The following is a 13,394-nucleotide window of genomic DNA, read 5'->3' as shown; positions in this document are numbered from 1 at the left end:
CTAGGGAGGCGTCAGGGGCCTGACATGCCCCCAATGCGGTATGTCCGTGGCCGCGCCGGGGCGTCCAGGCTCAGCCCTGGGGCGGATGCCAGCCGACCTTGTACGCCGCGCCGACGGCGGCGAGCTGGGAGCTCATCTCCAGCTTGGCCAGGATCGACTTCACCTGGGTCCGCACCGTCGCCTCGGAGACCACGCTGGCGCGGGCGATCTCGCGCACCGGCGCACCCCGCATCAGGGCGCCGAGAACCTCCATCTCGCGCCGGGTGAGGCGGTCCAGCCGGGTCCGGATGTCGCGGACCTCGTCGCGGTCGTGGAGAGCGAGCTCGATGAGGGAGCCGCGCTCCTGTGGGTTCATCAGGGGCAGCCCGTCCCGCGCCCGGCGGACGGTGGAGACCACCTCGTGCAGCGGGCAGGTCTTGACCAGCACCGCCTTCGCGCCGCGGCGCAGGCACTCGCCGCGGCGGGCGCCCTCGCTGCTGCCGGTCACGACCACCACCGCGACGCCGGCCGCGGTGAGTGGGGTGATCAGCCGCATGCCGTCGCCGACGTGCCCGAGGTCGAGGTCGAGCAGGACCACCCGGGGCGCGCTGCGCAGGGCGGTGGCGAGCACCGTCGCGAGCGTGGTGTGCTCGTCGGTCAGGTCGATCCGGCGGACCAGGTAGCCCTCCGCCTCCAGGGTGAGCGCGACCGACTCGGCGAAGAGGGCGTGGTCGTCGATGATGGTGATCCGCATCGGCCGCGGTTGCCCGGTCGTCATCGGCGTGAGCCGGCGACGGCGGCCGGGACGGTGACGGGGGCCGCGGCGGGGGCCGGGACCGGTGGGGGCGGCGCCGTCACGTCCGGGGAGAACAGCGTCGGCTCCGCGTCCGCGTCGGCGTTGTGCAGGGTCACCACGAAGGTCGTGCCGCCGGAGTCCGCATCGGGCGGCTCGTGCCGCAGGGATCCGCCCAGCTCGAGCATCAGCCGATGGGCGCGCTGCAGGCCGATGCCCTGCCCGGTGGACGTGCTGCCGCGCGCGCCCCACTGGAAGAGCCGGTCCTGCAGGCCGGGCTCGATCCCGGGGCCGCGGTCCGACACCCGCAGCTCGACGACGTCGCCGACCGCCCGCGAGGTCACGGCGGTCGCGTGCCCGCGGGCGTGGTGGTGCGCATTGGTCAGCAGCACGTTGAGGACCTCGGTGAGGGCGTCGTGACGGCCCACCACGCGGTGCCCGCCGGGCTGCCAGGCGACCGGGTGGCCGAGGGCGTCCTGCGCGACGACGAGGGGGCCGATCAGGTCGTCGACACCGAGCGCGTCGAGCTCTTCCGCGCTGTCGGCGAAGCTGCGGCCCAGCCGGGCCGCCTCGACGTCGACCATGTGGGTCAGGGCCAGCCGACGGGGGCCGGGCGGCACCGTGTCGCCGGTCAACAGGTGGACGCCGGCGACGATGCCGGCCGTCGCGGCACGCATCTCGTGGACCACCTCGCGGTCGTGCTGCACCGTCGCCTCGGCCTGCGCGGCCCGCAGCAGCAACCGGGTCTCGCGGACCGCGGTGTCGTGGAGCGTCGCGAGCAGGAGGCCGACCACCGTGGTGGCGAGGAGAGCACTGCAGAGGACCACGCCGACCATCGCCGGCAGCGGGGGCTCGGTCGCCTCGAACAGGGTCGACCACACCCGGGCGCCGAAGACCGCGAAGATGCCGCAGCTGACCCGCACCGCCGCCCACCGCGGCAGCGACGAGCGCAGCAGGGCGAGCGCGATCAGGACCATCCCGAGGGTGACCACGGCCAGCACCGCCAGGTCGGCGCCCCGCTTGACGGACAGGAAGGGCGAGGGGTCGAGGACGAGCAGGCTGAGCCGGACGGCGAGCACGACGCCGCCGAGGAGGAGCCCGCCCAGCAGCGGGCTGAACCGTGGCGGATGCTGGTCGCGGATCCGGACGGTGAAGACCAGGAGCACCACGAGCACCGTCGCCACGTGGCCGGTGGTCAGCCGGTAGCTGTGGCCGCCGTGCGTCGGATCGGCCACCGAGATGACCAGCAGCGGAAGGTCCTGGACCGCGACGAGGGTGGCGGCGGTGGCCATCCGGGCCCGGATCAGGCTGCGTCGCAGGCGGGCGTCGAAGGACAGGACCAGCGCACTGCCGAGCAGGACGAGATCCGCGAGCACCATGCAGATGTGACCGGCCGTCGTCATCGGGTCGATCGACGGGTCCTCCATGAGGAGGACGGCGTACGGGTGCAGCATCAGTCCCGCGAGCAACAGGGCCCACCACAGGGGCGCGCGCTCGTTCGAGACTTCCTGGAAAGGCGATGACCGTCGAGTGACCGCCCGAGAAACCCCCCACGGGTGACGGAACTGACGGCCCGGTTGAGGACGCGTCATGACGCGATTATGCGCGGCCTGCCGGATTCTCGCCGGTGAAGGTGGGAACGTACCCAATTTTTGACTGTCCGGTCCGTCTCCTGGTGGAGCATCACCACCTCAGGGTGCCGTGACCACCACCTGTCGGGTGGCGGTCGTGGCGGCGCCCCAGCCGTCGGTGACCGTCAGCGTCACGGTGTAGGTCCCGGCCGCGGGGAAGGTGTGCGCGGCGGAGGAGGACGTCGAGTTCGGCGTGCCGTCGCCCCAGACCCAGCGGTAGCCGATGGTGTCCCCGGTGTCGGGGTCGGCCGAGCCGACCGCGGAGAAGTTGCAGGACAGCCCGGCGCAGGCCGGCGGGTTGAGGACGGCGACGGGCGGCCGGTTGGTCGGGGGAGTCGTGATGGTCACCGTCTGGCTGGCGGTGGCGGTGACCCCCCACTCGTCCCGCGCGGTCAGCGTCACCGTGAAGGTGCCCGGCGCGGTGTAGGTGCGGGTCGGGACCGGGCCCGAGCCGCTGCCGTTGCCGAAGCTCCAGGAGTAGGTCAGCGTGGCCGGGCTCTCGTCGGTCGACCCGCGGGCGTCGAAGGAGCAGACGTTGGCCGTGCAGGTGGTGGTGAAGCTCGCGACCGGCGGGTCGTTCGGCGGATGTACGACGGTCGCATGGCGCTCGTAGATCGCGCTGACGAAGTCGTGCTGGTCGATGGCGCGCACCCGGACGGTGTAGGCGCCGGGCGGGATGACGGGGGTCGTGTAGGAGAAGTTCGAGCCGGGCGTGCCGGGGCTGTTGAGGAACGCCGTGCGCCAGCTCGCGTTCGTGCTGGTGAACGTCCCGGAGGAGCTCATGTACTGGCCCGCGGCGTTGACGATCGCGACCTCGACCTCCTGCATCGCCTGGTCGTCCTCGGCGCGTCCGCTCACGAAGATCTTGCCGTCGAGGAACTCCGTGCCCTCGATCGGGTTGAGCAGCGCCTCGTTCATGACGGGCGGCTGGTCACCCGGGTAGATCGGGTAGCGGGACGTCGCGCCGCTCGTCGACGGATCCTGTTGTCCGGCGCTGTCCCAGGCGTACGCCGTCACCGCCCAGTCGCCCTGGGTCGGCAGGGGGACGTTCAAGGTCCAGGTCGTACTGGTGGCGCCCGGGTCGGCCAGGGTGGCGTCGAGGGTCGCGAGATTCGCCGACAGGGTGCCGTTGGGCTGCAGGTAGCGGCTGGTGTCGCGGTCCTGGATCGCCACGCCGACCCGGGCCACGCCCTTGTCGTCGGTGGCGGTGCCGGCGAGGTTCAGCAGCAGCACCTGCTGGCCGTTGATCGTCCCGGTCGGCGTGATCGTCGCGTTCGGCGGGCTGTCCCCGGGGATGGCCGCGTTGAGGGTGAGCCGTCCCTGCATGTTCGACGGCGTGCTCAGGCCGATGTCGTCGGAGGCGCTGACGGTGAACGCGTAGGTGCCGGGGCTGAGGTTGAACGGCGTCGTGTAGCTCCAGTTGTAGCTCGCCTGGGTGAGGTTCACCGGCGACACCCGGTACGACCCGGCGATCACGCTGGTGCCCCAGGACCCGTCGGCGGCGAGTCGCTCGCCGGTGGAGTTGTTGCGCAGCGTGATCCAGACCTCGTTCAGGCCCTCGTCGTCGTTCGCGGAGCCGGCGAAGGTGACCGGGCTGCCCGGCGTCACCGTGACGGTCTGCACCGTCGTCGGTGGCACCATGGTCGCCGGCTGGGTGATCGACACCGTCGGTGGCTGCCCGTTCTCGGTCACGATCCAGCGCCGGTCGGCGGTGTCGAGGTCGGACTGTCCGGCGGTGTCGGTGGCCCGCGCCTGCGCCCACCACTCGTCCTCGTAGGGCACGGTGATCTCGTAGGACCAGGTGGTGCTGGTGGCGCCGACGACGTCGGGGTCGACCTGGAAGGTGTGGTAGGTGCCCGAGACGGTGCCGTCGTCCTGCAGGTAGCGGTTCTGGCTGTCGCGCAGCGTGAAGCTGACGCCGTTGACGCCGAAGTCGTCGGTGGCGCTACCGGTGATGGTGAAGGTCAGCGCGGCGACCGGGCTGCCGGGACCGGTGACGGTGGTGTTGGGCGGCTGGTCCGCCGTGCCGAAGGTCTCGAACTTCTTCGTGGCCTTCGTGTTGTCCGCGGTGCCGTTCCCGGCGACCGCCCGAGCGCGGACCAGGAGCTCGCGGTTGGCGGTCATCGTCAGCGGCAGCCGCCAGGTCCGGGTGGTCCCGGCGCCCGGGTCCAGGGTCGCGTTGAACGTGTTGGAGGTCGTCGAGCCCCAGGTCGTCAGGTCGTCGGCGAGATAGCGGCCCGAGTTGCGGTCCATCACCTCGAGCTCGACGCGCTGGACGCCCGAGGCCGCGGTCGCCGTACCGGTGAGCTCGAAGGCCTCGTCGACGGGCTCGATCCGGCCCTCGATCGGCGCCGTGACGACCGTCTGCGTGCCGTTCTGGGCGGGGACGTTGGCGAAGTCGAAGAAGGCCACGCGCCCGACGTTGTAGCTGCCCTTGGTGTTGCCGTCGCCGCCGACGAAGAGTCCGCGCGGCGTGGCCTCGAGGTGCTTGTCGCCCTCGTAGGAGTTGGACGGCGCGAACCACTCCAGGGCGTGCCCGTCCGTCGGGTCGAGGGCGGCCAGGTGGAAGCGCTTGACCACCGCGTCCCCGAGTGCGTACGCCGACAGGCCCTGTCCGGTGCCGTAGCCGACGTCGTCCAGCCCCGGCCACGGGACCGGCGCGGTCGCCGACTCGGCCCACTGGAAGTGACCGCCGATGTAGATGCCGGCCTCCGTCGCGGCGACGGAGTAGACCGAGTCGAAGTGGCGCGAGATCCACAGCGGCTGGGCGTTGCTGTCGTCGTCGAGTGCGTAGGCGATGACCGTGTCGTTGATCGGCGGCCGGTCGCCGCCGGAGCCGCTGGTCACGACGAAGTAGGAGTCGTCGGGGCCGATGTCGCCGCCGTACGCGCGCTGGATGCCTCCGACGAACTGCAGGTTGTCCTCCCACAGGCTGGTCTTCCACGGCGTCAGCTTGTTGGTACGGGTGTTGATGATCGCGACGCCGTACCGGTCCTTGCCGTTGACCTGCCGACCCGTGTGGACCACGAGCAGGCGACCCTCGTCGTGGGTGAGCTTGAGCCGCTGCACGGCGAGCTCGCCGTTGGTGCCGATGCCGCCGGTGATGTTGTTGACGAAGTCCGCGCGCACGGTGCCGTTCGTGCCGTCCAGGGCGGCGAGCGCACCGCGCGGCACGTTGTTGATCGTGGTGAACCGGCCACCGGCGTACACCGTCGAGTTCGTGACGGCGAGCTCGTTGACCTTGCCGTTGGCGTTCGCGGTGAACGTGTCGATCGGGGCGCCCGTCGTCGGGTTGATCCGGGCGATCGCCTTGCGGCTGAGGCCGTTGACCGTGCCGAAGTTGCCCGCGATGTAGAGCTTGGTGCCGTCCGGCGATGCCTCGACGGCGTCGACCTGGCCGTTGGTGAACGTCGGCCGGAAGGTCGTGTCGACCTGCCCCGTGCTCCAGTTGTACGCCGCCAGGTAGGCCTGGTTGATGGTCGTGCCGTTGTTGGGCTGGCGGATCGAGGTGAACGAGCCGGCGACGTAGACGCGGTTACCGACCACTTCGATGTCCCAGACCTCACCGGAGGTGATGGTCGGCTGGTTGGTGCGCGGGGTGTCCGGCACCACCGCGGTGTGGCCGGGCGGCGGGTTGGGCGGCACGGCCGTCGCGCTGCTCGTGGCCTGGTCGGTGTGGCCGTTGCCGTCGTCGACGGTGAGCGTCACCGTCCGGGTGCCGGGCGTGGCGTAGGTGTGCGTCGGGTTCACGCCGGTGCCGGTCTGGCCGTCGCCGTACTGCCAGGTGTAGCTCAGCGGGTCCTTGTCGACGTCGAAGGAGTGGGCGGCGTCGAACTCGCAGGTGAGCCCGGCGCATCCGGTCGCGAACTCGGCGACCGGCGGCTCGTTCGTCTCCGTGGCGTCGACGCCCGGGTCGAGCACGATCGAGAACAGCGTCGACCGCGAGGCCGTGGTGCTGGTGGTGGCCGTGCGACCGGCCAGCGGACCCACAGGCACGGCGCCGTCGGAGTCGCCGAGGATCGCGCTGACCTTGCCGGTGCCGGTCGCCGTCGCCTGGGTGCGCGTGGGCGTGCCGGCCGGCAGGGTCCAGGTGGTCGGGTCGGTGGACTTCTCGCTCCACACGCTGACCAGCCAGGAGTTGGCGTGGGTCGCCGTCGTGGCGGGGGTGGTGTGGCTGGTGGCCGGGGCGTCCGCACCCCCGACGGCGGAGGCTCCGATCACGGCCGGTCCGGTGCTGCGGTAGGCCGCGACCGTCATCACGGACTTCACGTAGGCGCTGCCGGAGACGGTGACCGTGCGGCCCGCGTCGGCCGCGGTCGCGGCGCGGGTCCAGGCCCGGCCACGCATGCCGTTGCCGTCGCGGGACCGCAACAGGTCCCAGCCGGGCAGGGTGTCCTCGATCGTGCTCGTGGTGGAGTTCGTGACGAGGAACAGGACCAGCCGGTCACCCGGTTCGACCGTTGTGGGGACGGTGACCGAGTGACCGGGGCGGTTGCCGGCGGTGCTGGCGGCGCCGACGTAGGTGACCTGGCCGGCCGTGACCGTGACGTCCGGACTGACCTGACGGGTCGCGGTGTCCTGGTGGCTCCCGTCGCTGACGGTCAGCGTCACGGTTCGGGGACCGGCGGTGGCGTAGGTGTGCTGCGGCGCGCTGCCGGTGCCGGTGGCGCCGTCGCCGAACGCCCAGGCGTAGGTGAGGGCGTCGCTGTCGGGATCCTGCGAGCCGGAGGCGTCGAAGGAGCAGACCAGCCCGCTGCAGCTCGCGGTGAAGGAGGCGTCCGGCGGACTGTCGGTCAGGTCGCCGGGCGCGATCACGACGGAGTACGTCGCCGAGCGCGACACGGCCGTGCTCGTCGTGGCGGTCCGTGCGGGTGCGGTGCCGGTGGCGACCGGTCCGGCGGAGTCGCCCCAGACGCCGCTCACCTTGCCGCTGCCGGTCGCTGCCGCCGTACTGCGCTGGGTGACGCCGGCGGGCAACGTCCAGGTGGTGTCGGTCGAGGACTTCTCGGCCCAGACGCTGACCAGCCAGGATCCGGCGCCGGCCACCGGGACGGCGGGCGCCACGTGGTCGGTGCCGGAGGTGTCGGCGCCGCCCGCGACGGCGGTCACCGACGGGGTGGCGCCGGTGCTGCGGTACGCGGCCACGGTGAGGACCGACTTGGCCGCGGCGCTCGTCGTGACGGTGACATTGGCGTTGCCGTCGGTGGCGGTGGCGGTCCGCGACCACAGCCGGCTGCGGATGCCGTTGCCGTCCCGGCCGGCGACGGAGGTCCAGCCGGCCAGCGGGTCCACGATGGTGCTGGCCGTCGTGTTCGTGGTGAGCGACAGCAGCAGCACGTCGCCCGCCCGGACCTCGACGGGGACGCGCACGGTGTGCGCGGTCCGGTTGCCGGCCGTGCTGGCCGCGGCCACGAAGGAGATCTCGCCGGGCGCCGCCCCGACGGGCGGTGCCAGTGGCGCGAGTGCGGGGACGATCACGAAGGCGGTGATGATGGGGACGACCGCCCGGGCGACGCGTCGCCATCGTCGGCTTGGGACCGGTTGACGCCGACTGGTGGTGGTTGAACGCATCTGCCTCACCGTCCCCGCACTCGCACGGCCCTCGGTCCCGAGGGCGTCTGGCAGGCCAGATCGTGTCAACCGCCGGGGCTCGCGGCATGACCGATATTGGGCAGGATTCGCGCGTTCCGGTCCGCGCCGCGGGCCGGCGAACGCCGCCCATCCCACAAATTGGGGGTATCCGCGCACCTGTCCTTCCGGAGCCGTCGGCGCGTCCCATAGTGGGTCGGTCGTCGTGAGGATGACCGCAGGTGGGGGAGGTGCGATGGGACAGCGCCGCGCAACACGGCTCGTACTCGTCGCCGTGCTGGTGGCCGGGCTCAGCGGGGCGGCCGCGGTGGCGTGGGCGCGCCACCGCCAGGGTGAGCACGTCGCGACGGCGGTGATCATGCTGCACCCGCTGGAGGGCAACGCCTACAGTCCGGGCGGCCGGGGCGACGACCTCGTCAACCTGGAGACCGAGGCGCAGGTGCTGCGCTCGGACGCCGTGGCCCGTGCGGTCCTCGACCAGCTGGGCGCGAAGGGACAGCCGAGCGACCTGCTCGCCGCGGTCTCCGTCGTGGTCCCGCCGAACACCCAGCTCCTGCAGATCACCGCCCGCGGGTCGGACGATATGACCGCGGTCGCCCGGGCCTCCGCCTTCGCCGACGTCTATCTCCGGTTCCGCAGGTCCCGCACGGAGTCGGCCGTGTACGAGCGGACCTCGCGGCTGGAGGAGCTCGTCAGCCTGCGTGAGGGCGAGCGGGACGCCGCGCTGAAGCGCCTCGACAAGCTCGCCGCCGCCGCACCGGAGCGGGAGCTGATCGAGCAGCAGGTCCAGGAGGTCGTCGTCCAGATCAGCTCGCTGCGCGCACAGCTCGCCGCGGCCCAGGCCGTCGGCCTGGACCCCGGGCAGCTGGTGACGCCCGGCCAGGTCGTCAGCGCCGGGCCGTGGGCGGACCCGGTCCGCTCCGGCCTCGTCGCGGCCTGTCTCGGCGCGCTCCTCGTCCTGTCCGTGGCGGTCGCCCGCGCCCGGCGTCCGGCGGATCTCGGCCTGACCGACCTCGCCGAGGGCGGGGAAGGAGGCCTGGTCCCGCTCGGTGTCCTCCGGGCCCCGGTCCGGGCCGACAGCGACGTGATCGCCCACGTGCGGTCCGTGGTGCTCGCTGTCGGCTCGGACCGGCCTCCGGTCGTGACCGTCGCGGTCCCCGGTCACAGGTACCCGCTGGCGTTCGCCGCCCTGGCCGAGTCCCTGACCCGCGCCCGCTACGAGGTCGTGACCGTGGACCTCGCCCTCCCGGCCGTGATGGCCGCGATGACGGAGCTGGTCCTGCAGGAGGCGGTGGTCGACGACGTCCTCGTCGCCGACGGCGACTTCCACAGCCGGCTGCAGCCGGTGACCGAGACGACCGGGCCGCCCGCGGAGTTTGCCGACCTCGCCGCCTCCGCCGAGATGCGGCGCAGTCTGGCCGAGCTCGCGAAGCGGGCGGACCTCGTCCTGGTCCGCTCGCCCGGACTCGGCACGCCCGTCGGCCGGGCGGTGCTGGCTGCCTCGACGGCCGTCGTCGTGGAGGTCGGGGCGCGCACCGCGACCCGGGCCGACCTGGCCGCCGTCCTGGCCGAGGCACAGCGGGTGTCGACCCATGTCGTCGGCGTCGTCGAGGTGGACTCGTGAGTCCCGCCCGGCCTCCCCGTACGCCGCCGGTGACCGACGGCGAGCACCGGCACCTCCGTGCCGTCGCCCGGGGGAGCGCTGCCACGCTGGCGGGTGCGGTGCTCAGCACGCTCGCGGGCTTCGGTCTGGTCCTCGTGGTCACCCGCAGCGTGCCGCCCGACACCGCCGGGCGCTTCTTCGCGGCGACCGCGGTCTTCCTGGTCGCGCTCGCGACCGCCGGGCTCGGCACCGACACCGGCCTCGCCCGCTTCGTGCTGCGCGACGACCGGCCCGACGTCGTACGGCACCTGGTGCGGGTCGCCGGCATCCCGGTGCTGCTGGTCGCGTGCGGCCTGGCGCTCGTGCTCGCCGCGGCCATGCCGGACGCCCGGCCCCTGGTGTGGGCGCTGCCGCTCGCCGCGTCGGCCGACCTGTGCCTGGCCGCCGTGCGGGCGCACGCCCTGTTCCGCTCCACCGTCGTCGTCGACCGGATCGTGCGCCCCGGCCTGCAGGTCCTGCTCGTCGCCGTCGTGCTCCTCCTCGGGCTGCCGGGGGCGTGGCTGGCAGTCGCCTGGGCGGCGGCGTACGCCGGGAGCGCGGTGCTCGCGGGGCGCGCCCTCGCGGCCGTCACCGGCCCGGCCGGACGCGGGGCGGGCGAGCGCGGGCAGGTCGGGCCGCGCGCCTTCTGGTCCTTCACCTGGCCGCGGGCCGTCGCCCGGATCGCCCAGGTCGCCGTGCAGCGGCTGGACATCGTGCTCGTCGCCTGGCTGCTCTCCCCGTCCCACGCGGCGGTCTACACGGTAGCCACCCGCTTCGTCGTGTTCGGCCAGCTCGCCAACCAGGCGGTCTCGACGGTCGTGCAGCCGCGGTTCACGATGATCCTGGCCGGGCCGCCCGACGAGGCGCCGGGCCTCGTCAACCGGGTCTTCGGCGTGACCACGGGCTGGAGCATCCTGCTGGCCTGGCCGGTGTACCTCGCGGTCGCGGGGGCGCCGGCCGCCTATCTCGGCTGGTTCGGGTCGTCGTACGTCGTGGGGGAGGCGGTCGCCGTCGCGCTGGTGATGGCCGTGGGGATGCTGGTCGCCGTCGCCTCCGGGCCCGTCGACACGCTGCTGCTGATGACCGGCCGCAGCGGCCGCAGCCTGGCGAACACGCTCGTCGCGCTGGCGCTCGACGTCGGGCTGTGCCTGGCGCTCGTGCCGCGGATGGGCATCGCCGGCGCCGCCGTGGCGTGGGTGGCGGCCGTGGTGGTCCGCTGCCTGCTCGCCGTCGTCCAGCTCCGCGCGGAGATCGGGCTGGCGCCGCGGATCGGTCCGCTGCTCCTCGCCGCGGCGCTGCCGGTCGGCTGCGTCGGCCTGCCAGTCGCCCTCGCCGGGCTGGCCGGCCTCTCGCCGTCGGCCTGGCTCGTGGCCTGCGTCCTCGCCGGCGGTGGGTACGCCGCCGTCGTCTGGCGGCTGCGCGCCCGGCTGGCCGTCGACGTGTTCGCCGCCGGGCTGCGTCCGGCCCGGAGCCTGGCGGTGGCGGCATGATCCGTGCCCTGGCCGGCCGGCTGCGCCCGGTGCTCCCGCCGCCGCTGCGCCGTGCCGCCCGGGCCGTGCTGTTGGCCTGGGGCTGGCTGACGGCCGACCTGCGCCAGGAGCCGGACATCGTCGTCGTCGGTGCCCAGCGGGCCGGGACCACGACCCTGTTCCGGTTGCTCAGCGAGCACCCCGACCTGTGCCGGCCGACGGTGGACAAGGGCACCGGCTACTTCGACGACGGCTACCGGCACGGCCGGCGCTGGTACCGCGCGCACTTCCCACTGCGCCGGACCGCACGCGGTCGGCGTACCTTCGAGTGCAGCGGCTACTACCTCTTCCACCCGCTCGCCGCCGACCGGCTCGCCCGCGACCTGCCGGGCTGCCAGGTCGTCGCCCTGGTCCGCGATCCCGTGGCCCGCGCCCACTCCGCCCACCGCCACGAGAGCGCCCGCGGCTTCGAGAACCTGCCCTTCGCCGACGCGGTCGCGCTGGAGGCCGTGCGCACCGCCGGCCAGGCGCACCTGCTCGTCACGGACCCGGGCGCGGCCAGCTTCGCCCACCGCCACCACGCCTACCTGCAGCGGGGCGAGTACGCCGTCCAGCTCGCCCGCTACGTCACGGCCCTCGGCCGCGAGCGGGTGCACGTGGTCGACGCCGGCGCCCTGTTCGCCGATCCGGTGGGGGTCTACGTCGACCTCCAGCGGCGGCTCGGCCTGACCGTCCACCGGCCCGACGAGGTCGGGCGCTGGAACGAGCGGCCCGGCGACCCGCTGCCGCCCGACCTGGCGGCCGCTCTGCGCCGCCGCTTCGACGGTCCCGACGCCGCCCTGGCCGAGCTCCTCGGCAGGACACCCAGCTGGCGAGAGGAAGCCTCGTGCCGCGATCCGCGGCCGGGCGCCTGCGACGCGACACCCGAGCGGCCCGTCGGCGGCGTTGCCGTCGCTCGACAGACGCCCAGTCCACCTTCGCGTCGGCGCCTTGCCGACGCACCCCTCTGGCGCCGCTCGCAACGACGCCCCACCACGGATCGAGGCACGAAATGACCGATCTCCTGCACCGCCCCCGGCTCACTGCGGCCGGCCGGCACCGGCTGGCCCGGGTGACCCGGTGGCGGCCGGGACTGCGCGAGGTGCCGGTGGCCAAGCTCCTGCTCGGCGGCCAGAACGGCATGAGCGCGACCACGTTCGCCACCGCGGTGGAGGACCCGTTGTGGCCCTCGCGGCGGGTGGTGGAGGGCCCGCACGCGGGGCTGCTCGCCCTCGCCGACCGGCACGGCGGCCTGTCCGACGCGCAGCTGCTGGCCACGCCGTACGCGCGGATGGCGCGGACCTGCATCCGGCGCACCGGCCGCTACTTCGCGGCCCAGGACGCGAGCGGGATCCTCACGCAGGCGCGGGGGTTCCTCGCCGCCGGCGAGACGGGGGAGGCTGCGCCGGCGCCGGGCGACCTGCACTCGCCACCGGGGCAGCCGGTGCTCGTCGTACCGATCGCCCACTCCGACTGCTACCAGGTCCTCGACGGCCACCACCGGGTGGCGCGCGCCGCCGCCGAGGGGGCGGTGACGCTCCCGGTGCGGGTCCGCCGTGGCACGGTGACCACGCCGCTGCAGGATCTGCTGGGGCGGATGACGTGGCTCGACGGCGGGCGCCAGCTCTACCAGCCCGTGGACGCGCCGGAGCTCGCCGCGCAGTGGCCGACGGTGCGCTGCTGCGTCGACCGGCTCGAGGCGATGGACGCGTTCCTGCGCCGGGCGATCGGTCCCACGCTCGCCGGGAGCTATCTCGACGTCGCCAGCTGCTACGGGTGGTTCGTCGCACAGATGGGCAGTCTGGGCTTCGAGGCCGAGGGGATGGAGCGGGACCCACTGGGGGCGACGCTCGGGCGGCTCGTCTACGGCCTCGACCCGGAGCGCATCCGGATCGGCGACGCGGTCCAGCTGCTGCGGGGCACCCGCGAGACCTGGGACGTCGTGTCGTGCTTCAGCCTGCTGCACCACTTCGTGCTCGGGCGCGGCAGCTGCGACGAGGTGGAGCTGGTCCGGCTCCTCGACCGCGCGACCGGGCGGGTGCTCTTCCTCGACACCGGTCAGGAGCACGAGCGCTGGTTCCGGTCGTCGCTGCGCGGCTGGAACCCCGACCACATCCGGGCGTTCCTGCACGAGCACACGACCTTCGACCGGATCCTCGATCTCGGCCCGGACCGGGACGCGGTCGGCCCCTACGCCGACAACTACGGGCGGCACCTGTTCGTCTGCGTCCGCACCGATCCGGCGGCCTGAG

At 73.6% G+C, this 13,394-nt stretch carries 7 protein-coding genes; 4 read left to right on the top strand and 3 right to left on the bottom strand.

Going from position 1 to position 13,394, the window contains the following annotated elements; translation table 11 throughout:
* Positions 1-70: 70 nt before the first annotated feature.
* The 3 genes from QJ852_23305 to QJ852_23295 form a co-directional block, all read right to left on the bottom strand.
* A complete protein-coding gene (locus QJ852_23305; GenBank protein ID WGX96065.1) occupies positions 71-757 on the bottom strand; it encodes a LuxR C-terminal-related transcriptional regulator in 687 nt (228 codons plus the stop codon).
* On the bottom strand, positions 754-2,241 hold the full coding sequence (locus QJ852_23300) for a sensor histidine kinase (protein ID WGX96064.1): 1,488 nt from the start codon (positions 2,239-2,241) through the stop codon (positions 754-756). Before QJ852_23300 ends, QJ852_23305 begins: the two co-directional genes overlap by 4 nt.
* 222 nt (positions 2,242-2,463) lie before the next feature.
* Positions 2,464-7,881 (bottom strand): PKD domain-containing protein, encoded by a 5,418-nt coding sequence (locus QJ852_23295; protein WGX96063.1) that lies wholly within the window; start codon positions 7,879-7,881, stop codon positions 2,464-2,466.
* 346 nt (positions 7,882-8,227) lie between these two features.
* Here QJ852_23295 and QJ852_23290 point away from each other — a divergent pair, with 346 nt between their 5' ends.
* The 4 genes from QJ852_23290 to QJ852_23275 are packed head-to-tail and all read left to right on the top strand — an operon-like array spanning position 8,228 to position 13,393.
* The gene (locus QJ852_23290) at positions 8,228-9,616 is read left to right on the top strand and encodes a hypothetical protein (protein ID WGX96062.1); all 1,389 of its coding nucleotides are present in this window, start codon (positions 8,228-8,230) and stop codon (positions 9,614-9,616) included.
* Positions 9,613-11,124, top strand: coding sequence for a lipopolysaccharide biosynthesis protein (locus QJ852_23285; protein WGX96061.1), 1,512 nt, complete (start codon positions 9,613-9,615; stop codon positions 11,122-11,124). The genes QJ852_23290 and QJ852_23285 overlap by 4 nt, the downstream gene beginning before the upstream one ends.
* Positions 11,121-12,158: a sulfotransferase gene (locus QJ852_23280; protein ID WGX96060.1), complete on the top strand. Its 1,038-nt coding sequence runs from the start codon at positions 11,121-11,123 to the stop codon at positions 12,156-12,158. The genes QJ852_23285 and QJ852_23280 overlap by 4 nt, the downstream gene beginning before the upstream one ends.
* Entirely contained in the window at positions 12,155-13,393 is a 1,239-nt protein-coding gene (locus tag QJ852_23275; GenBank protein WGX96059.1) for a hypothetical protein, read from the top strand. The genes QJ852_23280 and QJ852_23275 overlap by 4 nt, the downstream gene beginning before the upstream one ends.
* Position 13,394 lies beyond the last annotated feature (1 nt).

The sequence above is a fragment of the Nocardioides sp. L-11A genome, assembly GCA_029961745.1.
GTDB lineage: Bacteria > Actinomycetota > Actinomycetes > Propionibacteriales > Nocardioidaceae > Nocardioides.
The sequence above is the reverse complement of the archived record's forward strand: the minus strand, read 5'-3'. Positions and strand labels throughout refer to the sequence as shown.

Excerpts from the sequence above, each read along its gene's own strand:
- QJ852_23305 (WGX96065.1), bottom strand. The coding sequence starts at position 757 with ATGACGACCGGGCAACCGCGGCCGATGCGGATCACCATCATCGACGAC.
- QJ852_23290 (WGX96062.1), top strand. The coding sequence starts at position 8,228 with ATGGGACAGCGCCGCGCAACACGGCTCGTACTCGTCGCCGTGCTGGTG.
- QJ852_23280 (WGX96060.1), top strand. The coding sequence starts at position 11,121 with ATGATCCGTGCCCTGGCCGGCCGGCTGCGCCCGGTGCTCCCGCCGCCG.
- QJ852_23275 (WGX96059.1), top strand. The coding sequence starts at position 12,155 with ATGACCGATCTCCTGCACCGCCCCCGGCTCACTGCGGCCGGCCGGCAC.